The following is a 21794-nucleotide window of genomic DNA, read 5'->3' on the forward strand; positions in this document are numbered from 1 at the left end:
AGAGTAAAAGTTAAGGAAGAAACGAAAGCAGAAGAAATAGTAAAGACCAAGGAAGAAGCAAAAGTACAAGAAATAGAAAAAGTAAAAGAAGAAGCGAAAGCGCAAGAAATAGCAAGGGCTAAGGAAGAAGCAAGAGCGCAAGAAATAGCAAAGGCTAAGGAAGAAGCGCAAGCACGAGAAATAGAAAAAGCGAAAGAAGAAGCGAAAGCAAAAGAAGCAACAAAGACACAAGAAGTATCTAAAAATAACACACAGTCTGCTAAACGTGAATTAACGGTAGTAGCGACAGCATATACTGCTGATCCAAGTGAAAATGGTACATATGGTGGACGCGTTTTAACTGCGATGGGTCATGATTTAACGGCAAATCCTAATATGAGAATTATCGCAGTGGATCCGAAGGTAATCCCATTAGGATCTAAAGTATGGGTAGAAGGTTATGGAGAAGCCATTGCTGGTGATACTGGTAGTGCTATTAAAGGAAATCGTATTGATGTTTTAATGGGTTCAAAAAGTAAAGCTATGAACTGGGGAAGACAAACTGTTAAAGTAAAAGTTTTATAATAATGGTTATCCAAATAGAAGTCAGTTCTCTTTATTGAGACTGGCTTTTATTTTTTACCTTAATGCGATTCATTGGAAAAATTTGAAGGATATGTAAAAGGATAAAACCTTAATTTTGCTGCTGAGTACCGTGAGCAGTAAAAGTAACCCTATTGAATTATATAATCCTTATTTGTATTTCTGACAACCATATTGTTCTTCTATCACTATTAAAATACAATTAGATAAATAGGAGAAAAATATTCATAAAATAGTAATTGTTTTATTTAGTCTTATACTAGGGTTTATAACGTTCCAAATCCCTATAGTGTCAGAATGGATACAGAACTCAGTCTTCTTGTAAATTGTTATTATTTTATTATCGTATTCATACCAAAAAATAACGGTGATAAGAATGAGAAAAATTATGATTAGCAACAATAAAAAATGTTTTATGTACCGAAAGTTATTAAAAGATTAGTATCGAGGATTACCTTTATAAGCGAGAAGAGGTTAGAATATGACAATGGAATTATATGGCGAACATTGGGATGGAATAAAAGGGTATAGAGTAATGGAAGGGAAAGATTCATATAATCATTATTTCGGTGGTCAAGATTGTGAATTACCATTGTGTAAGTTATGCGGTGAGAAAATGCATCAAATTTTTTGTTTTGATTTGAAAGATGAGAAACTTGCTGAACTTAAAAATGATGAATTGATTGTATTACCATTCATCTCTTGCTTGAATTGTGCGATGGTGTGGGAGCCGCAATATTTTCAATTAAGTAATGGGGGCAAAACGGTACAAATAATAAAACAAGACAATACGGAAGAGTGGATTATGGAAGCTGAGTATAAGCTACCGGTCAATCTTCCAAAAACTAATGTAAAGCTAACGAATATGAAAAATGAAGATATACCTACAGATGAAGATAGTTATTGGGAAGCTTTTGACTTATTCGGATCGGAATATGTATGTAGATTGTTAGGAGCGCCCCTATACGATGATGTTCCAGAAGATTTAGGATGTCCAACTTGTTCGAAAGAGATGAAATATGTTGCTACAATTACACAAGATCTTGAAAAACGGGAACTTATTTCAGTAGTTGATTTTCAGTTCGGGGAAATGAATATATATTATTACTTATGTAAAGAGTGTTCCGTTATGAAAACTGAAATACAAAGTACATAATAAAAATAAGACTGACTCATTCTGTCAGTCTTATTTTTGTTGTGTAACCTCATTAAGAATCGCATGAAATATGTCTTTTTGTGTGAAATCATCTGTAAAAACAGTTTCTCTATCTACTTCAATTGTATCGTGAGGATTATACCATTTACTCAATAAATCCTCTCCAAACTCAAGTCGTTTTTCTCTAGTATTATGCCGTCTAATCGTTTCTTCGAGTGATAAATCGAAGTAATATGTATACGCGTTTCCTTCAAAATAATATATCAATTCTTTTAGCATATCTCCATATCTACGACTGTTTAATATACCTTCTAAAATGACAAATTCACATTTTCCTTTTCCGTACTTCGTAATCTCAAAAATTAAATCATGAGATAGGTTGCCCAATGTGTCGTGAACTTTTAGCATTTCCCTACGAACGACATCTTGAGAGACTAGAAGTGTCCCTTGGCCAAAATGCTCTTGCAGTTCTTTTGCGATTGTTGTTTTGCCACTTGCGGAGTTTCCTCGAAGAATAATTAATGTTGATTTCAAAGTCTCATCTCCAAATTGTTTTAGTTTTTTAGGTCTTGTTACAAAAGAACTTCATTATGGGAAACATTCTTTTAGTTAGTTAAGTAATAGTTTATGATACTCAGTATAAGTTGAACAGAATAATTTCTTATTGTGGGAGTATGCAAGTAAAGCTGTTTTAAAAATTTACTATCTGCATATAGAAAAGTTATTATAAGAGTAACTAATAAGGAGGGGACCTATGTTATTCCAAAATGGACAATTATTAGTTAGATATGTAACAAAAGATGATGCACCTATCATTTCAAAATGGTTAACAGACCCAGAAGTCCTGCAGTATTACGAAGGAAGAGATAATCCGCAATCTGTAGAAAAGGTACTCGATCATTTTATATATCATTCAAACAGTAATGAAAAAAGATGTTTAGTAGAATTTGATGAAATACCGATTGGTTACATACAAATGTACCCTGTTGATTCTGAATGGAAAGCTTTATATGGATATGAAGAATCACAAAATGTATGGGGCATGGACCAATTCATCGGTGAACCGATCTTTTGGGGAAAAGGAATTGGAACAAAACTCGTTCAAGCAGCGATTACATACATTATAGAGAGCTTAGGGGCAGAAGCGATAGCGATGGATCCTAAAGTAAATAATGAACGTGCGATAAGCTGTTATGAAAAATGCGGGTTTAAAAAGGTGAAAGTACTAGAGAAACATGAACTGCATGAAGGGAAATTAGAAGATTGTTGGATGGTAGAATATAAACAATTATAATAAATATGCAGGGGCTTATAAAAATAAAGGGAGCTGTGTGAAATGAAAAAGGCATTACTAGTTATTGATGTGCAAGCGGGTATGTATACAGCAGGAATCCCAGTACATAATGGGGGAAAGTTTTTAGAAACGTTGCAAGAGCTCATTGGGGAATGTCGTTCAAATGGTATTCCGGTTATTTATGTACAACATAACGGGCCATAAGATCATCCGTTAGAAAAAGGTACAGATGGCTGGAAAGTGCATGCGGCGATTGCTCCGCGAGAAGGGGAGCTTGTCGTTGAAAAGACGACTCCAGACTCATTTCATAAGACAAACTTAAACGAAGTGTTACAAGGAAAAGGGATTGAGCATGTTATTATTTCAGGAATGCAAACAGAGTACTGTGTTGATACGACAACGCGAAGAGCGTTTAGTGAAGGGTATAAAGTAACATTAGTAAGTGATGCACATAGCACATTTGACACAGATGTATTACGCGCTGAAGATATTGTAAAACATCATAATGTTGTATTTGGATCATTTGCAGATGTTATTACGTTAAAAGATTTAAAAGTAAAAGCGTAATTACAGAAGTTGCTGTCTCTTAATGGGGCAGCTTTTTTATTTGAAGATAGGCTATCAAACGTTGTCGATAAATCGATATTTCTTGTCGAATCGTTGATATAATTTCATTCACCGTATTGATAGTACAAAAAACAAAAAGGAGCGCCACATCGTCAAAAATTTGACTGATGAGACAGCTACTTTTTTGCACCAGTAATTATGGCTTTATTTCTTCTTATCTTTATCCAACACATTCTGTTCTTCAGCAAACTCCGTGCCATATGCAAACCGGCGATTAATTCGAATGTTATCATTGCTGTGCCTTGTGTGGGAATTAGAAAAGCGATGGACGATTACTTCTGATAATGTAAAGACGATGGCAGAAAGGATACTGCCCCATGCAATTTGCATGTAGTTGTCTAATAAAATATTACCGAAAATCCAAACACTTAAATACGTAAGTAAGAAATCCGTCATAATGGCAGCGGAATTGCCAATTCGATTTAAAATAATTTTATCAACAAACATATAAGAAACGATTGTGACGAAGAGACTAAAAGAAATGATTTGGACGAGCGTTGCTGGGAAAAATAGAGCTAGTCCGATACTAAAAGCGATGATGCATGATATAAATTTGATAAGTATTACAGTAATATCACTCAATATTTACACCTCCCATTTATACATAGTTTTACAATAAATTCAGGAGTTCATACATTGGAACTATTTAATTTATATAAAACTTTATCACGTCGAAATTTTGTCTAAATATTAAAAAAACGATTGAAAAATGTTATAGTGAAATGAGAGCGTATGACATTTTTAGGTAAGGGGGAATCCGGGATGTGGATAACTTCAGAAGTAGAAATTCCAGATGAGTTAATCGATCACCTTGAACAAGGTAAGTTAGTATTATTCGTTGGAGCAGGAGTTTCTATGAAGGGGAAATCAAACTTACCGAATTTCGATGATTTAGTTGATGAAATTTCGAAAGCTTTATATGTCGAAAGGCGTGAGATGACAGAACCCCACGATTATTATCTCGGTAAAATTGCGAAAACGAAAGATGTGCATCAAGTTGCAAGAGACCTCGTTAATATAGAAAAATCAAAACCAAATCCATTACACTATGCGATTCCAAGGCTGTTTCCGTTAGATACGGATGTTCGAATTGTAACGACAAACTTTGATCAACATTTTACGTCTGTAATTACAGAAATGAATAGAGAGCTGAATATTTATTATGCACCTGCTTTACCGACAGGGAGAGCGTTTAAAGGGTTGGCTTACATACATGGGAATGTAGAACAAGAGAAAGAAGCTTTAATTTTAACGGATGGTGATTTTGGAAGGGCTTACTTAACAGAAGGATGGGCGAGACGATTTTTAGTTGATTTATTCTCAAATTACACTGTTTTATTCGTTGGGTATAGTCATAATGATCCTGTAATGAAATATTTAGCAACAGGCTTACCACCGAGTACAAGGCGTTATGCTTTCGTCGCACAAGGTGATAATACATATCATTGGGAGCATTTAGGGATAAGACCGATTGTGTATCCGAATAAAGCAAATAATCATCAGGCGCTTGTGAAAGCGGTGAAGCGGTGGGCGGAATTAATGGGGGATAATTATATTACGAAAAGAATGCGTATTCGTGATATTGTAACCGTTCCTCCATCAGTAGAGCAGGAGCAATTATCCTATATAAAACAGTCAATAAAAAAAATTGAAACCGTTCGGTACTTCGTTGAATTTGCTCGTGATTATGAATGGGTGGAATGGCTTGAAGCAGAAGGGAAACTAAGAAATTTATTTCTGCTTACAGCAAATTATGATGAAGTAGATGAATTGCTTGCGGAATGGTTAGTGGAGCAATTTTTATTTAGTCATCAAAAAGAACTATTTCAATTGATTTTTAAAAATCATTCTAAAATATCCCCGTTATGGTGGCGAATAATTTGTACTTACTTGAACGATACGAAAGAAACGATGGATCCTTTGTTGTTTGCAAAATGGACATTGCTTATATTAGAAACGGCAGAAAAAGATAGTAGCTCTATTGAAATGATTTCATACTTACTGCAAAAATGTTCTTTCCCTGAGCATAAAGAAATTGGCTTGTTGCTATTAACGTTTATTTTAGACGGGAAACTTAAATTGAAGCGTGTAAGAAGATGGGGAAATGATACGCAAGAGTCGATTGAACTCGAGGAATCGAGTCGTATACCGATGCCTATTTTTTCTCATGTGGAGCGAATTTGGAAAGAGAAAATGAGACCACATATTACTTACTACGCAAATCCGATTATGGTTACGGGGTTAGAAAAGATACAACTATTGTCATTAAGACAAAATGCACTGAAAAGAAGAGATAGAGAAATTTCAGAGCAGGAGTTACAGCAAAATGATTTTACATTTTTAATTCAAATTGTAAAAGAGTGTCTTACATATTTATGTGAAAACAATGAGAAAAAAGCAAATCATTATATTACAGAAATGATAGAAACTGATAGTGTACTTCAAAAGCGAATTGCAATTGAAGCAATGATTAATAATGTATTCGTTACAGCGGATGACAAACTGAAGTGGTTGTTACATGTAGATGTTCTGTTAGATTTCACATGTAAACATGAAGTGTTTCAACTTTTAAAGAATTATTACGCAGATGCTTTAGAGGAAACGAAAGAAGAAGTAATTCAACATGTATTAGAGTATCTTGCAGAAGAGAGGGCGTTTGATGCTTGTCTTGTATTAGACTTACTATTCACGTGTGATTCGAATAGTAAGTGTACGGCGGAAGGATACGAGCTAATGAAACAGAAACACCCCCATTTTTCTTCAGATCTATACAGTGTTCCAAAGAAAGAGGCAAATGAACAACGTATTACATGCAATGTAACAGCTGATGGATTACTGCAGCTGAAAGACGATGAAATAATGGAGCAAGTTCGGCAATTTTCAAGAGACGGTGTTTTTGAACAACGCCATTTTTTAGAGATGTTATCAAAAGCGTGTAAATTGAATGTAGAGTGGAGTATTTCGTTTGCTTATCAACTAGTAGGCGTGCACGAAATTAGTAATGAAGTATGGTTTGTATGTATTAGAGAGTGGCGAAATAACCGGAATTTGGCGAATGAACAAATTCAAAAAATCATTCCGTTATTGCAGAAATTTATTAGAAATACTGCTTTTCATTGGTTAATTAGTAGTTTTCTATATGAAATTAGTAATCGATTAGAAGAGTTAGATGAAAATAGTATAAGGATTGTAAAACGCTTTGCTTTTTCTGTACTTCCACAAGTTATGAGAGGAGAATCGGATTTTAAGATTGGAAAACAAGAGTTTTACAATGAATCTATTCAGCATCCTGTTGGGAAGATGACAGCTGTATTACTAAAACTGCTAGCATATGATCATTTATACGATCGCAACGTGTATGAATATTTATTTTTATTTGAGGAGCAGGTAAGAGTTACTTCGGAAAGAACGAACTTCATGTTTGCGCGTTTAACAGCAGATATTACGTTTTTATACCATATTGAGAAGCAATGGTGTCGGAAAAATGTACTACCTTACTTAGATTTAAAGAAAGAAAGTGAGCTTACGAAATATGCGTGGGCGGGATTATGTTATACGCAAATTAATCTACCTTTGTTTACAGAAATAAGACGATATATTAAGTATGCAGTAGAACATTTAGATGCACTACATCCATATACGAGAGAAGCATTTTTAAAATGGCTTAGCTTTGTATTTATTAAATGCGTATTATATTGGGAGCAAAAAACAGATTGGTTATATCCACTTTTGATGCAAGAAAACGAAGAGAATAAAATTAAATTTATGCAGTATTTATGCTACTACGTAAAAACGTTAAGTGGTAAGGAACAACAAAAATTTTGGACAGCGTGGCTTAGTGTGTTTTTAAGAGAACGTCCGAAAATGGGCGTAATAACAACGAGAGAATATATGATGCTTTTACGTATTGTTTTATGCATGGATGAGGTTTTAGAAAAAGGATTAAATATTATTTCTAGTAAATTTCAAGGTGTGGAAGGACAATCTAATCAAGAAGAAATGAAACAGTTGTTTATAGAGATACTTGAAAAGAAAGAGCGTATGAAAGCGTATAAAGAATTGTATGCAAATGTGTTTTTCACTTTACTGCAGACGTGTCAAGAAGCCGATTTACTTGAAAGTGAGATCATACAAGTAAAAGAACTATTAACCAGGTATGAAGTAGAAAGACATGTATTAAATTTAATAGAAAATGAAATAATTCGCATCGGAATCGTAACGGAGAATTTACAAGAGGAATCATAGGGCGGAAGTGGAATTTTAAAAAAATATATAAAAAGTTATTGACAGTGTTTTGAAAAGCGTTCTATAATACGAATCATACTTATTCAATTTCAAAAACATTTGAATAAACAAAGTGCAATGAAGAGATCACAGTAGTGGTTAGTCTTACTGTAACAGAGAGCTGGTGGTTGGTGTGAACCAGTACAGGGATAATCATGAATTACAGTCTTGGAGCATCTTTTTCGTAGTAAAGATACGATTGTCTTTATGAAGAAAGAGCGGTCAATTGATCGTTAACAGTGAAGAGAGGTAGACGGAAAGTTAGTCTACAACTAGGGTGGTACCGCGATAAATATCGTCCCTACTGATTTATTCAGTAGGGACTTTTTGTATTTTAGTGGTCCAACTTGAAAATAAAATAGTCATGCGTTGAAAGGAAAAGCAGTAGTTGTTGTTTCCCTGTAACAGAGAGCTGGTGGTTGGTGTGAACCAGTACAAAAACAAGAGCGAATTACAGTCCTGGAGCATCTTTTTCGTAGTAAAGATATGTATCTTTATGAAGGGAAAGACGGTCACATTGATCGTTAACAATGAAGAGAGGTAGACGAAATAAGTCTACAACTAGGGTGGTACCGCGATAAATATCGTCCCTACTGATTGAATCAGTAGGGCTTTTTTGTACAAAAAAGTGGCTTATTAACTAGTAGTTAGTGTCTTTATGGTAATTATTAGTTTAAAATAAGAAGAGGTATCGATTCCACTTTAAATTTGTATAATTAACCAGTTCAGAAAATAGAGAATTTTTTATTCTCTTACTATACTTTTAAAACATTAGAGGAGGATTTCCAAATGGCAAATCACGAATTAGATCAATTACGTAAACAGGTAGATGAAATTAACTTACAACTATTACACTTATTAAACAAACGCGGTGAAATCGTTCAAAAAATTGGGGAACAAAAGCAAGTACAAGGTACGAAACGTTTTGATCCAGTACGTGAGCGTGAAGTACTTGATATGATCGCAGAGCATAACGAAGGACCATTCGAAACGTCAACGATTCAACATATTTTCAAAACGATTTTCAAAGCAAGCTTAGAATTACAAGAAGATGATAACCGTAAAGCATTACTAGTATCACGTAAAAAGAAAAAAGAAAATACAATTGTTAATGTTAAAGGTGAATTGATTGGAAACGGAACACAAACGTTCATCATGGGACCTTGTGCGGTAGAAAGTTTAGAGCAAGTTCGCCAAGTAGGGCAAGCTATGAAAGACCAAGGCTTAAAATTAATGCGCGGTGGTGCTTTCAAACCGAGAACATCTCCATACGATTTCCAAGGTTTAGGAGTAGAAGGTTTACAAATTTTACGCCAAGTAGCAGATGAGTTCGACTTAGCGATTATTAGTGAAATTTTAAATCCGAACGATGTAGAAATGGCGCTAGACTACGTTGATGTAATTCAAGTTGGAGCACGTAACATGCAAAACTTCGATTTACTACGAGCTGTAGGTAAAGTTAATAAGCCAGTATTACTAAAACGTGGATTAGCAGCAACAATTGATGAGTTCATTAACGCAGCGGAGTACATTATTGCGCAAGGTAACGACCAAATTATTCTTTGTGAGCGCGGTATCCGCACATACGAAAGAGCGACACGTAACACATTAGACATTTCAGCAGTACCGATTTTAAAGAAAGAAACACATTTACCAGTTATCGTTGACGTAACGCATTCAACTGGACGTAGAGATTTATTATTACCAACAGCGAAAGCGGCACTTGCAATTGGAGCAGATGCAGTAATGGCTGAAGTTCATCCAGATCCAGCTGTTGCATTATCAGATTCTGCACAACAAATGGATATTCCAGAATTCCATAGATTCATGGATGAGTTAAAAGGTTTCAAAAATAAATTATCTTAATTCCATATCATATATGCGCTGAAGAGGAAACAGTAGTGCTTACCTCACTGTTAAAGAGAGCTGATGGCCGGTGTGAATCAGTACAAAGGTAAGCATGAATTACAGCCTTGGAGCATCTTTCCCGCCAACTTTTGGAGAGAAAGACGGTCAAACGATCGTTAAAGAAGAAGAGAGGTAGACGAAAGAAGTCTACAACTAGGGTGGTACCGCGATAAACATCGTCCCTACTGAGCGCTCAGTAGGGACTTTTTTGTACAAAAAAATAGTAAAGGGGCAAGAGAAATGAGATACATTACAGCTGGAGAATCACATGGGCCGCAGTTAACAGTTATTTTAGAAGGTGTACCAGCAGGTTTAACATTAACAGCGGAACATATTAATAAAGAATTATTAAGAAGACAAAAAGGGCATGGGCGCGGAAGACGCATGCAAATTGAAACAGATACAGTTGAAATTGCAAGTGGTGTACGTCACGGAATGACACTTGGTTCACCAATTACGTTAATCGTAAAAAATGATGATTTCAAACATTGGACGAAAGTAATGGGTGCTGAACCAATTTCGGAGCAAGAAAGTAAAGAAATGAAACGTACTATAACGAAACCACGTCCAGGACACGCGGATTTAAACGGGGCAATTAAATACGGCCATCGTGATATAAGAAACGTATTAGAGCGCTCTTCTGCAAGAGAAACGACAGTTCGTGTTGCTGCTGGTGCAGTTGCGAAACAAATTTTGAAAGAACTAGGTGTGGAAATTGCAGGGCATGTTCTTGAAATTGGTGGGGTACAAGCGAAGCGTATTTCAAACTTACCAATTGAAGAAATTCAAACGATTACTGAAAATTCACCAGTTCGATGTTTAGATAAAGAAGTAGAAAAAGAGATGATGAATGCGATTGATGATGCGAAAAGTAGCGGAGATTCTATAGGCGGTATTGTCGAAGTCATTGCAGAAGGAATGCCAATTGGAGTTGGTAGCTACGTTCATTACGACCGCAAATTAGATGCAAAACTTGCCGGTGCTATTATGAGCGTGAATGCGTTTAAAGGTGCTGAGATCGGAATTGGTTTTGAAGCGGCAAGACAGCCGGGAAGTAAAGTGCACGATGAAATTTTATGGGATGAAGAAAAAGGATACACGAGAAATACGAATAATGCCGGCGGTTTAGAAGGCGGTATGACAACAGGTATGCCAATTGTCGTAAGAGGCGTAATGAAGCCAATTCCTACATTATATAAACCGTTAGCAAGCGTAGATATTGATACGAAAGAAGCGTTCCAAGCGAGTATTGAGAGATCTGATAGCTGTGCAGTACCAGCAGCAGGTGTTGTAGCTGAAGCTGTCGTTGCATGGGAACTTGCCGGTGCACTAGTCGAGCAATTCGGAAAAGATCGCATGGAATTACTAAAACAAAATATTTCGCAACATAACAAATACGCAAAAGAATTTTAATGAAAAGGTGGATTTAACATGCGAGTAAAAGATCAACTATCATCATTACAACCGTATAAACCAGGTAAATCACCAGAGCAAATGAAAGAAGTATACGGGAATCATTCATTTGTTAAGTTAGCATCAAATGAAAATCCATTTGGCTGTTCACCTCGTGTTTTAGATGAGTTGCAAAAATCGTGGTTGGAACATGCCTTATATCCTGACGGAGGTGCTACAATGCTCCGTCAAACAATTGCAGATAAGTTACATGTACAAATGGAACAAGTACTTTGTGGTAGTGGTTTAGATGAAGTCATTCAAATGATAAGCCGTGCAGTACTCAAAGCAGGAGATAACATCGTAACTGCTGGCGCGACATTCCCTCAGTACCGTCATCATGCAATTATTGAAGGCTGTGAAGTGAAAGAAATTGCTTTAAAGAACGGTGTATATGATCTAGATGAAATTTCTTCAGCAGTTGATGAACATACAAAAATCGTATGGATTTGTAATCCGAACAACCCGACAGGCACATATGTGAATGAGCGAAAATTGACTCAATTCATTGAAAGCATTAGTGAAAATACGTTAATTGTCATTGATGAAGCGTACTATGAATACGTAACAGCAAAAGATTTCCCTGAGACATTACCGCTTCTAGAAAAACATAAAAACATTCTTGTACTTAGAACGTTTTCTAAAGCGTACGGATTAGCTTCTTTCCGAGTTGGTTATGCGATTGGACAGGAAGAGTTAATCGAGAAATTAAATGTCGTACGTTTGCCATTTAACGTATCTTCATTAGCGCAAAATGCAGCGACGATTGCTTTTAACGATGAAGCGTTTATTGAAGAAATAGTTCGTGTTAATACAGATGGATTACAACAATACGAGAGTTTTTGTACGGAAAATGAAATTCCATTTTATCCGTCGCAAACGAACTTTATCTTCTTGCCGGTAGATGATGCTGGGGAAATTTATGAAGCTTGTGCGCATGCAGGGTTTATTATTCGTCCGTTCCCAAATGGTGTCCGTATTACAATCGGAACTAGGGAACAAAATGAAGGAGTGATTTCAGTGTTAAAACAACACTTTGAAAATAAAAAAGGTAAGTCTCGAGATGAGGCAAATGTGTAAAAAGGTAGTATTAATCGGTACTGGATTAATAGGAGGCTCTCTTGCATTAGCGATTAAAAAAGAGCACGATGTAACGATTATCGGTTATGACATATTTAAAGAGCAAGTAGAGCGCGCAAAAGAATTACATGTAGTTGATGAAGTAGCAGTAGATTTACAGCGTACATGTGAGGAGGCAAATTTAATTGTATTTGCCTCTCCAGTTGAAGAAACGAAAAAGTTGTTACACAAACTTGCATCATTTCATTTACGAGAAGATGTCATTGTTACCGATGTAGGAAGTACGAAAGGGACAATCATGAATGAAGCGGAAGCTTTATTAACAAAGAAAGTTTCATTTATCGGCGGTCATCCGATGGCAGGTTCTCACAAAACAGGAGTTGAAAGTGCAAAGGCACACCTTTTTGAAAACGCATTTTACATTTTAACGCCAATGAATCACGTGCAAGCGGATCAAGTAGACGAGCTAAAAGAATGGTTAAAAGGAACAGGCTCTCATTTTCTTGTATTAAATACAAAAGAACATGATTATGTAACAGGAATAGTTAGTCATTTCCCACATTTAATTGCAGCAGGATTAGTAAAACAAGTTGAGAAACATGCTGGTGATAATCCGCTTATTCATCAACTAGCGGCAGGCGGATTTAAAGATATAACACGTATTGCATCAAGTAGTCCGAAAATGTGGAGTGATATCGTAAAGCAAAATCGCGGGCATTTATTGGAACTATTAGAAGAATGGATTTCAGAAATGGAAGAGCTATATAAGACGGTTTCTAAAGGAGATGCAGGAGAAATACAAAGTTATTTTGCAGATGCGAAAGAATATCGTGACTCTTTACCAGTTCGAAAAAGAGGGGCGATTCCTGCCTATCACGACTTATACGTCGACGTTTTAGATAAAGTAGGGGCATTAGCCCATATCACAAGCATTCTAGCAGAAGAAGAAATTAGTATTACGAACTTGCAAATATTAGAAGCGCGAGAAGGATTGCTCGGAGTTTTACGAATTAGTTTCCAAAGAGAAGAGGATCGAACGCAGGCAAAAATTGCGCTCGGAAAAGAAGAATACCAAACGTATGAAACAATTTAATGAGGAGGGTGACAACGTGAAAGAAAAAACAGTACAAACTGTAAATAACGGATTGAATGGCACAATTACAATCCCTGGAGATAAATCAATTTCCCATCGCGCTGTCATGTTTGGCGCAATCGCGGAAGGTAAAACAACAATTAAAGGATTTCTTCCTGGTGCGGATTGTTTAAGTACTATTTCTTGTTTTAAAGAAATGGGAGTAGAGATTACACAAAATAGAGACGAAGTTACGGTAATTGGAACAGGATTAGAAGGTTTACAAGAGCCAAAAGCTGTATTAGATGTTGGTAATTCTGGTACAACGATTCGATTAATGTCAGGAATACTTGCAAACACACCATTCTTTTCTTGCGTGCAAGGTGATGCTTCAATTGCGAAGAGACCGATGCAACGTGTAACAAATCCACTAAAGCAAATGGGTGCAAAAATTGATGGCCGAAAAGAAGGAACGTTTACGCCGCTCACAATACGAGGCGGGAATTTAAAGGCGATTGAATATACTTCACCGGTAGCAAGTGCGCAAGTGAAATCAGCTATTTTACTTGCGGGCCTTCGCGCAGAAGGTGTAACAACTGTTACAGAACCTCATATTTCCCGCGATCATACAGAAAGAATGCTTGAGGCGTTTGGCGTTACAGTAACTCGCGTGGGGAAAACAGTGAAACTAGCAGGAGGACAGAAGTTAACCGCAACAGATGTTCAAGTGCCAGGTGATGTATCATCAGCGGCATTTTTCTTAGAAGCAGGTGCAATTATTCCAAATAGTAAACTACTATTACAAAATGTGGGAATGAATCCGACTCGTACAGGTATTATTGATGTTCTTGAGAAAATGGGCGCTACGTTTACTGTAGAGCAGATTAACGAAGGAGCATCAGAACCTGCTGCAAATATTACAATTGAAACATCGCCGCTGAAAGGAATCGAAATCGGTGGAGATATCATTCCACGACTGATTGATGAAATCCCAATTATCGCTTTAGCGGCAACACAAGCAGATGGAATTACAGTCATTAAAGATGCACACGAGCTAAAAGTGAAAGAAACGAATCGTATCGATACAGTCGTTGCTGAACTAACGAAACTAGGAGCTCGTATTGAAGCGACCGACGACGGAATGATTATTTACGGTAAATGTAAGCTAAAAGGAAATACAGTACATAGTCACGGTGATCACCGCATTGGAATGATGCTTGCGATTGCCGGCTGTATAGCTGAAGGAGAAACAACAATTGAAGATGCAGAAGCAGTAGGTGTATCGTATCCTACATTTTTTGAAGAACTGCAAACGTTAGCTAAATAAAGTGATGAGAAGCAGATATGCAATGTATCTGCTTTTTTATGTTGGCTTTTTTCGTAAATAATGTTGCTTTATTGCGTAAGAATTTTATCCTTATTGATTTTATGAGATTTTTACGCATAATTGTAACTAAGGGAGATGGTTCCAAGTTGAGTAAACAGAATATCAGCACAACAGTTTCAGGGGATTTAATTGTTACCCATCTAATTGGCAAGATTAATACAGCTGATGTTTATGAATGGTTTAATGGCTTCGAGCAGGTTTGTCAGCAATTCATTTCCGAGGGTCGGAAATACAAATTGTTGGTGGATAGAAAAGGATACACGCCAGATCATTTTTCTGTTCAAAAAGCATGGAAAGATAAGTTCTTCAATGAAACCATTTTGAATCACAGTAAGGCAATTGCGTTTCTCCTTGAAGAAGGGGAGATAATGAATTATTTACAACAATCCAATACAAAAGAATCCGTGAAATTTTTCGATGATTATGAACAAGCATTAATTTGGTTGAATGAATATCCAATATAAAACCTTTATTGAACCAGTTTCTCTCAATCAACTGGTTTTTTTTATGCCCGTAATGTTGCCGTTGTCATAAGTTTCATCACTTTCAATGGGACCTCTTAGCTTCGCAAACCCAAGAGAACGCAAGGCTTTTAATATTCTTATGCCCCCAATAGAAAGCAGTTGAAAAGAGCCTTTATGTTAGATTGTTTCTAAATCGATATCTTTTGTTGAAACATCCTCGTAATTTCACTTACCGAACTATAATAGTTTGAATTATGATATAATTCAAACGAGGAATGGAGGAGAAATATATGAACGTTATACAATTAAAAGAAGATAAGTTTAGAGAAGCATTACGTTTATCAGAATATGCTTTTCAATATAAAGCAAATGAAGAATGGATAGAGCAGAAAATTGCAAGAATGAAGGAAAGCCATCAAATATACGGTATTATGGAAGGAGAAGAGTTAGCTGCAAAGTTGCACTTAATTCCTTTTCATATTTACATAGGAAAAGAAAAGTTTAAAATGGGCGGCGTTGCGGGGGTAGCGACGTATCCGGAATATAGAAGAAGTGGATATGTAAAAGAGTTACTTCAGCATTCACTGCAAACTATGAAAAGAGATGGATATAGTGTATCGATGTTACATCCATTTGCCGTTTCATTTTATCGTAAATACGGCTGGGAACTTTGTGCGAATCGAATCGTATGTCAGATGACAAAGAGCGATTTAATAATTAAAAAACAAGTGAATGGTACAGTGAAACGTTTTAGTAAAGATAATCATCCAGACGAAGTAGAGAATCTATATGAAACATTTGCAGAACGATTTTCTGGTATGTTAGTTCGCGGACGTAAATGGTGGCTACAAGCGGTGTATCATGATTTAACATTGGCAGTTTACTATGATGAAAATAAAACGGCGGCTGGTTACATTTTATACAAAATAGAGAATTCTAAAATGAAAGTAGAAGAATTTGTCCCATTACATAATGAAGCAAGAATTGGTCTTTGGAACTTCATCTGCCAACATGATTCTATGATTAAAGATCTAGAAATGATACTAAGTGAGACAGAACCACTTCTTTACACATTACAAGAACCACGAGTAAAAGCAGAAGTAACTCCATATTTCATGGGAAGAATTGTAGATGTAGAACAGTTTTTCAAACAATATGAATGGAACTGGAACAACGAAGAGCAAGAAGTAATTTTACATATTACAGATTCATTTGCACCGTGGAATAACGTAACGGTTCAACTTAAAAATAATGAAATAACAATCGTTAAAGAAGAAACAGCAAAAGAAAATGGAATTCAAATCGATATTAATGCGTTATCTACTATTATGTTTGGTTACAAGCGACCGCTAGAATTAAATGAAATAGACTTAATAATCGGTAGCGAAGAGGAGATATGTGCATTTGAGAATGTAGTGCCGGTGCGTAAGCCGTTTATGTATGATTTCTTTTAATTAATGTCATGTGCTATGTATGAGTAACAAAGTACTATAATGATAAACTTTTTATTATAGTACTTTTCTATTTAATAGAGTGAAATCATTGTTTTAGGAGGAAAAGTAAAATGATTAGGCAAGCCGTAGGTGCGGTCGTATTCCAACACAGTGAATTTTTATTGGTACATAAGGTGAAAATTAGCGACATAGATGGAGAATATGCTATGTCAAAGGGGGAATGGGATTTTCCTAAAGGTGGAGTGAAACATACAGATAATGATTTAGAGAGTGCTATTTTGAGAGAGCTGGAAGAAGAAACTGGATCTACAAAGTTTAAAGTTATAAAACAATTTGAAGATAAAATTTGCTTTGGCTTTCCTGAAGAACTCAAAATGAAAATTGGATATGAAGAGCAAGAAACTACTATGTTTTATGTAGAATATATAGGTGACAGAATAGATTTGCATCCAAAAGATAATGAAATAAGTCAAGTTCAATTTTTTAAGATACAAGATGTATTGAGGGTTTTAAGTCATGATGATACAAAGAAATTTTTTGATGGGATAACGCAAAAAATGTATTAATATCTTAATTGAGTGTGTTATTTGATAAATGTTTCAATAGCGTATTTACACACTTGACTTTTAATTCATGTAATTTATAATTAAAAACGGAATGAATTTTCATTCCTGGAAATTGAGGTGAGAAAAATGGCTAAAAATAAACAAGAAGACATTTTTGAAGCGGCTATACAATTATTCGCAGAGCGTGGTTACGATGGTACGACAATTCCGATGATCGCTGAAAAAGCAAAAGTTGGCGCGGGTACTATTTATCGCTATTTTGAAAATAAAGAGGCACTCGTTAACTCATTATTTACCAAAAGTATGCTACAGCTATCTGAAACAATAAAAACTGATTTTCCTGTTGAAGCAAATATTCGTGAACAGTTTAGTCATACGTATAACCGTTTATTTGAATTTGCGAGAAACAATGTGAATGCTTTTCTTTTTACAAATTCTCACTGTGATAGTTATTTTCTTGATGAACAGAGTAAGAAAATATTTGATGATTTTATAGGCTTCTTTATGAATATTATTGAAGATGGAATCGAAAAAGGTTTTCTTCGTCCATTGCCTATAATTGCTTTAATTATTATTGTATATCAACCACTTGAAAAATTAATAAAAGTAATGGCGACAGGGCAGTTAGAATACTCAAAAGAATTAGTAAAAGAATTGGAAGAAAGCTCTTGGAATGCTATTAGAATCATTTGATTCTATAGCTTTATAAGGACAGGAATGAACATTCATTCCTAAATAAATATAAAAAACGATTACAGGAGTTGATATAACTGCACAATTTAAGGAATGAATATTCATTCCGCGGGTAGTGATTTGATAGAGTTGAAAAAAATTAATAGGATAATAGGAATGAACGTTCATTCCGAAATGATATTTTCAAAAACAGGGAATGAATGTTCATTCTCTATGCACCATGAAACTCTAATAACAGGAGATGATTCAAATGAGCAAGCTAAAAAGTTGGAGAAGTTTATCTTTTCTATTATGGATAGTTATTACTATTGCAATGGTCGTAACGATGCCTAATATGGATCAGTTAGTGAAGGAAAAAGGGCAAATCACGATTCCAAAAACAGAACAAAGCAGTATTGCTGACAAGATGATAAAGGAGATGGATAAAGAAGGGGCTGAAAAGTATGAAATTATAGCTGTCTTTAATAGTGGAAGTAAGAAGGCTTTAACAAATGAGCAAAAAGAGGAAATAACGAAAACGATCAACGTCCTGCAAAATGAAAAAGAGCAATTAGGAATTAAGGAAGTCGTTTCACATTTAGATAATAAAGAACTGCAGAAACAATTAGTTTCTAAAGATAATACGACTATTTTAACGCAAATATCGGTAGATAAAAAACATGGTAAAATATCAAAAATTGCAAATAATCTTCATAAAAAAGTACAAACGAAAGGAGTTACAACGTACTTAACAGGAAGTGATTTAATAGCGGGTGATTTTCTTACATCCTCTCAAGAGGGCGTGAAAAAGACAGAAGTTATTTCGATCATTTTCATTCTTGTAGTATTAATCATTGTATTCCGTTCACCAGTTGTTCCGATTATTTCTCTTCTTACAGTTGGTGTTTCGTATTTAATTTCAATGGGGATTATTGCCCATCTTGTAGATCAATTTCATTTTCCGTTTTCAAACTTTACGCAAGTGTTTGTAGTAGTCGTCCTGTTTGGAGTGGGAACAGACTATAACATTTTATTATATACAAGATTTAAAGAAGAATTAAGTAAACAAGAAAATGCATTTTTGGCTACGAAAGAAACGTTTAAATCGGCAGGTAAAACCGTTTTATATAGCGGGATAGCAGTACTAATTGGCTTTACATCTCTTGCTTTAGCGAGTTTTAAATTATATCAATCTACTTCAGCGGTAGCAATTGGTGTTGCAGTATTACTACTCGTATTAACTACTTTAAATCCATTTTTCATGGTGCTATTAGGAAAAAGGATGTTTTATCCAGTTAAAACATTTAAAGGACATGAGGATAGTCGTTTATGGGGATTCTTTGCGAAAAATTCAGTAGCAAGACCATTTATCGCTTTAATTATCGTATTCGTGATATCGATTCCATTCGTATTAAAATATTCTAACACGCTTAATTACAATGATTTATTTGAAGTGGATAATAAATATGAATCAAAAATGGGGATTAACGTAATAGAAGAGCATTTTCCGCCTGGTTTTTCTTCACCAAGTACGTTAGTCATTCAATCGGATAAAAAGTTAGATGAGGCGACTTCTTTACAAACTTTAGATGAACTTACTGATAAAATCTCGAAAGTTAAAGGAGTCTCAGAAGTATATTCACCGACGCGTCCAACTGGAGATAAGATTAAAGAATTATATATAAATAAACAAGCCGGAGAATTGAATACAGGCTTAGGAGATGCAAATGGTGGCATAAAAGAAATTAATGAAGGATTAACTGATGCGAAAGATAAAATGGGTAGTAATGACTCAAATAGTCTTGCAAATGTTCAAAAGTTAATTGATGGAACAAATGAAGCGAAAAATGGCGTATCAGCATTAGGGACAGCTTTAAATCAATTATCGAATGGAATAAACAATGGAGCACAAGGAGCGAAGCAAATAGAGGATGGGCTAGCATCATTAAACGGAAATATCAATGCCCTGTCAAATGCAACTTCACAGCTTCATGCTGGTTATGCTCAGTTAGAAAAAGGTTTAAGTTCGTACGATCAATATTTCGGAAGTATTTCTCAAGCGATTGATGGTGCGAAAAAAGGATATGAACAAATTGAAACGTTAATGAACAATTTCATTCAAACAAAACCAGAATTAGCAAATGATCCTAATGTGCAGCAAACATTAGGAATTGCAAAAGAAGCTCAGAAGCAATTGAGTGTTCTTTCAAATGAATTAAATCAATTAGCGACGCAGCACAAAGCAGCAATGAGTTCATTTAAAGAAGCAAATCAATCATTATTAAAAGTAGATAATGGTTTAAAGGAAATGAACAATGGAGTAACGCAACTACAAAAAGGAGCTGCTGAACTGAAAAATGGATTGAACGAAGGAGCTACAGGTTCAAAACAAATTTCGAACAAATCGGCGGACTTACAATCTGGATTAACGAAAATAAACGATGGGCAAGGACAGTTATTAACTGGACTGAAAGATTTGCAAGAAAAGATGGGGCAATTACAATCAGGCTTATCTAAAAGTACAGAAGGGCTTGGAAAAGTAAGTAATGGCCTAGGGGATGCTCAAAAATATTTAGGAGAGCTAAATGAGTCGAAAAGCTCTGAGAAATTTTATATTCCGAAAGAAGTTTTAGAAGGAGAAGATTTCCAAAAAGCATTGAATACGTACATGTCACATGATAGAAAGACTGCTAAAATGACAATTATTTTAGACGTAAACCCGTATTCAAAAGAAGCGATGCCTATCATTCAAGAAATTAATAAAACGATAGATGGTACGTTAAAGGGAACAGAACTAAATGATGCGAAAAAAGCAATTGGCGGGACAACAGCTAGAAACGTTGATTTAAAAGAAGTAACCGGGCAAGATTTCCTACGTACTGCTACGATTATGTTATTAGGGATTTCGCTTGTATTAATCGTGATTACACGCTCATTCTTAAACTCAATCTTTATTATTGGGTCGTTAATTTTAGCGTACTTTGCATCACTTGGTATAAGTGAACAAATTAGTGCACATGTATTAAACGTAGAGTCATTAAGCTGGAATGTTCCATTCTTTAGCTTCATTATGATTGTCGCTTTAGGAGTGGATTATAGCATCTTCGTTATGATGCGATACAATGAGCTAGAAGGGGATTCAGTAACGAAAATTGTAAATGCATCTCGTCACATAGGAGGAGTCGTATTATCAGCGGCACTTATTTTAGGAGGGACATTTGCAGCGTTAATTCCTTCAGGAGTATTGACACTTATACAAGTAGCATCCGTTGTTGGCGTTGCTCTTTTACTATTAGCTTTAATTGTAATGCCGATATTGTTACCTGCTTTAATAGGATTGACGAGTAAATTGAAGAGTTATAAAGAGAAAATAATAAATACGAAATAAGAAAAACCTGTAGGGAATGTTTTCTCTACAGGTTTTTTGTATATGAAATATGAAATGAAAAAATGATTCAATGTATTACAGAATGAGAAGCGAATAGGGATATTAGAAAGGAGGATATTGCATGAAGATAAAAATTAAAATAAAAAAGGGGCGGAAACCTTCCGCAATTCTGTTAATAGTTACGTTCGTACTTTTGATAGTTACGAAGATAATAGGGAATGTCATTATAGGAGGGCTGGCGGTAGTGTTTGCAATGGCGGTAGCTGCATCGATTGTTACTGCTAGGGTTGGCGAGTTTATACGCAAGAGGAAAGAAGAAGAGGACGTATAAAGGTTTGATTTAAGAAAAATCGTGGCGGAATAATACATAAAGGGCAATATCGAAGTGCGTTACGTATGTGAAGTTGA

Annotated in this window: 17 protein-coding genes, 1 pseudogene and 3 other annotated features; of the genes and pseudogenes, 16 read left to right on the top strand and 2 right to left on the bottom strand. The window is 35.4% G+C overall.

What is annotated here, in order from left to right; translation table 11 throughout:
• Together B5P42_RS28435 and B5P42_RS28440 are read left to right on the top strand one after the other, a co-directional pair.
• The coding region (locus B5P42_RS28435) for a 3D domain-containing protein (protein WP_258397557.1) at positions 1-564 on the top strand (564 nt) is incomplete at its 5' end.
• Between the two features lie 499 nt (positions 565-1063).
• Positions 1064-1738: a hypothetical protein gene (locus B5P42_RS28440; RefSeq protein WP_113735822.1), complete on the top strand. Its 675-nt coding sequence runs from the start codon at positions 1064-1066 to the stop codon at positions 1736-1738.
• A 30-nt stretch (positions 1739-1768) separates the two neighbouring features.
• Here B5P42_RS28440 and B5P42_RS28445 read toward each other — a convergent pair whose 3' ends face one another.
• Positions 1769-2272 (bottom strand): kinase, encoded by a 504-nt coding sequence (locus B5P42_RS28445; protein ID WP_113735823.1) that lies wholly within the window; start codon positions 2270-2272, stop codon positions 1769-1771.
• Positions 2273-2492: 220 nt separating this feature from the next.
• Here B5P42_RS28445 and B5P42_RS28450 point away from each other — a divergent pair, with 220 nt between their 5' ends.
• Both B5P42_RS28450 and B5P42_RS28455 read left to right on the top strand, forming a co-directional pair.
• A complete protein-coding gene (locus B5P42_RS28450) occupies positions 2493-3032 on the top strand; it encodes a GNAT family N-acetyltransferase (RefSeq protein WP_113735824.1) in 540 nt (179 codons plus the stop codon).
• A 42-nt stretch (positions 3033-3074) separates the two neighbouring features.
• A pseudogene (locus B5P42_RS28455) lies at positions 3075-3599 on the top strand (cysteine hydrolase family protein).
• A 204-nt stretch (positions 3600-3803) separates the two neighbouring features.
• Here the strand turns inward: B5P42_RS28455 and B5P42_RS28465 are convergent.
• Complete coding sequence (locus tag B5P42_RS28465) at positions 3804-4241, bottom strand: YndM family protein (RefSeq protein WP_002032800.1); 438 nt, start codon at positions 4239-4241, stop codon at positions 3804-3806.
• Positions 4242-4391: 150 nt separating this feature from the next.
• Between B5P42_RS28465 and B5P42_RS28470 the strand changes: the two genes are divergently transcribed.
• The 12 genes from B5P42_RS28470 to B5P42_RS28530 all read left to right on the top strand — a co-directional run bounded on the left by B5P42_RS28470 (position 4392) and on the right by B5P42_RS28530 (position 21717).
• On the top strand, positions 4392-7904 hold the full coding sequence (locus B5P42_RS28470; RefSeq protein WP_113735825.1) for a DUF4020 domain-containing protein: 3513 nt from the start codon (positions 4392-4394) through the stop codon (positions 7902-7904).
• Positions 7905-8012: 108 nt separating this feature from the next.
• Positions 8013-8249 (top strand) — a binding site (T-box leader).
• Positions 8250-8303: 54 nt separating this feature from the next.
• Positions 8304-8538, top strand: a binding site (T-box leader).
• Positions 8539-8732: 194 nt separating this feature from the next.
• Complete coding sequence (locus B5P42_RS28475) at positions 8733-9809, top strand: bifunctional 3-deoxy-7-phosphoheptulonate synthase/chorismate mutase (RefSeq protein WP_113735826.1); 1077 nt, start codon at positions 8733-8735, stop codon at positions 9807-9809.
• A 9-nt stretch (positions 9810-9818) separates the two neighbouring features.
• Positions 9819-10038 (top strand) — a binding site (T-box leader).
• A 53-nt stretch (positions 10039-10091) separates the two neighbouring features.
• Positions 10092-11264, top strand: a complete 1173-nt coding sequence (aroC, locus tag B5P42_RS28480; protein ID WP_113735827.1) for a chorismate synthase — start codon at positions 10092-10094, stop codon at positions 11262-11264.
• A gap of 18 nt (positions 11265-11282) precedes the next feature.
• A complete protein-coding gene (gene hisC / locus B5P42_RS28485) occupies positions 11283-12383 on the top strand; it encodes a histidinol-phosphate transaminase (protein ID WP_113735828.1) in 1101 nt (366 codons plus the stop codon).
• Positions 12376-13476 carry a prephenate dehydrogenase gene (tyrA, locus tag B5P42_RS28490; RefSeq protein ID WP_113735829.1) on the top strand — a complete coding sequence of 367 codons (1101 nt, stop codon included), beginning with the start codon at positions 12376-12378 and terminating at the stop codon, positions 13474-13476. Before hisC ends, tyrA begins: the two co-directional genes overlap by 8 nt.
• Before the next feature lie 16 nt (positions 13477-13492).
• Positions 13493-14782: a 3-phosphoshikimate 1-carboxyvinyltransferase gene (aroA, locus tag B5P42_RS28495; RefSeq protein WP_113735830.1), complete on the top strand. Its 1290-nt coding sequence runs from the start codon at positions 13493-13495 to the stop codon at positions 14780-14782.
• A 17-nt stretch (positions 14783-14799) separates the two neighbouring features.
• Entirely contained in the window at positions 14800-15306 is a 507-nt protein-coding gene (locus B5P42_RS28500) for a SpoIIAA family protein (RefSeq protein ID WP_016101187.1), read from the top strand.
• Positions 15307-15596: 290 nt separating this feature from the next.
• On the top strand, positions 15597-16760 hold the full coding sequence (locus B5P42_RS28505; protein ID WP_113735831.1) for a GNAT family N-acetyltransferase: 1164 nt from the start codon (positions 15597-15599) through the stop codon (positions 16758-16760).
• Between the two features lie 110 nt (positions 16761-16870).
• Entirely contained in the window at positions 16871-17326 is a 456-nt protein-coding gene (locus B5P42_RS28510; protein WP_002127860.1) for an NUDIX domain-containing protein, read from the top strand.
• Positions 17327-17452: 126 nt separating this feature from the next.
• Positions 17453-18019 (top strand): TetR/AcrR family transcriptional regulator, encoded by a 567-nt coding sequence (locus B5P42_RS28515; RefSeq protein ID WP_002084903.1) that lies wholly within the window; start codon positions 17453-17455, stop codon positions 18017-18019.
• 250 nt (positions 18020-18269) lie between these two features.
• Positions 18270-21386 carry an MMPL family transporter gene (locus B5P42_RS28525; RefSeq protein WP_113735832.1) on the top strand — a complete coding sequence of 1039 codons (3117 nt, stop codon included), beginning with the start codon at positions 18270-18272 and terminating at the stop codon, positions 21384-21386.
• Between the two features lie 121 nt (positions 21387-21507).
• Positions 21508-21717, top strand: coding sequence for a hypothetical protein (locus B5P42_RS28530; protein ID WP_113735833.1), 210 nt, complete (start codon positions 21508-21510; stop codon positions 21715-21717).
• Positions 21718-21794: the final 77 nt, after the last annotated feature.

Source organism: Bacillus sp. SRB_331 (genome assembly GCF_003264175.1).
GTDB classification, from domain to species: Bacteria; Bacillota; Bacilli; order Bacillales; family Bacillaceae_G; genus Bacillus_A; species Bacillus_A mycoides.

Coding starts and splice junctions, on each gene's coding strand:
- B5P42_RS28440 (WP_113735822.1), top strand. CDS start 1,064: ATGACAATGGAATTATATGGCGAACATTGGGATGGAATAAAAGGGTAT.
- B5P42_RS28450 (WP_113735824.1), top strand. CDS start 2,493: ATGTTATTCCAAAATGGACAATTATTAGTTAGATATGTAACAAAAGAT.
- B5P42_RS28470 (WP_113735825.1), top strand. CDS start 4,392: ATGACATTTTTAGGTAAGGGGGAATCCGGGATGTGGATAACTTCAGAA.
- B5P42_RS28475 (WP_113735826.1), top strand. CDS start 8,733: ATGGCAAATCACGAATTAGATCAATTACGTAAACAGGTAGATGAAATT.
- aroC (WP_113735827.1), top strand. CDS start 10,092: ATGAGATACATTACAGCTGGAGAATCACATGGGCCGCAGTTAACAGTT.
- hisC (WP_113735828.1), top strand. CDS start 11,283: ATGCGAGTAAAAGATCAACTATCATCATTACAACCGTATAAACCAGGT.
- tyrA (WP_113735829.1), top strand. CDS start 12,376: ATGTGTAAAAAGGTAGTATTAATCGGTACTGGATTAATAGGAGGCTCT.
- B5P42_RS28500 (WP_016101187.1), top strand. CDS start 14,800: ATGCAATGTATCTGCTTTTTTATGTTGGCTTTTTTCGTAAATAATGTT.
- B5P42_RS28505 (WP_113735831.1), top strand. CDS start 15,597: ATGAACGTTATACAATTAAAAGAAGATAAGTTTAGAGAAGCATTACGT.
- B5P42_RS28510 (WP_002127860.1), top strand. CDS start 16,871: ATGATTAGGCAAGCCGTAGGTGCGGTCGTATTCCAACACAGTGAATTT.
- B5P42_RS28515 (WP_002084903.1), top strand. CDS start 17,453: ATGGCTAAAAATAAACAAGAAGACATTTTTGAAGCGGCTATACAATTA.
- B5P42_RS28525 (WP_113735832.1), top strand. CDS start 18,270: ATGAGCAAGCTAAAAAGTTGGAGAAGTTTATCTTTTCTATTATGGATA.
- B5P42_RS28530 (WP_113735833.1), top strand. CDS start 21,508: ATGAAGATAAAAATTAAAATAAAAAAGGGGCGGAAACCTTCCGCAATT.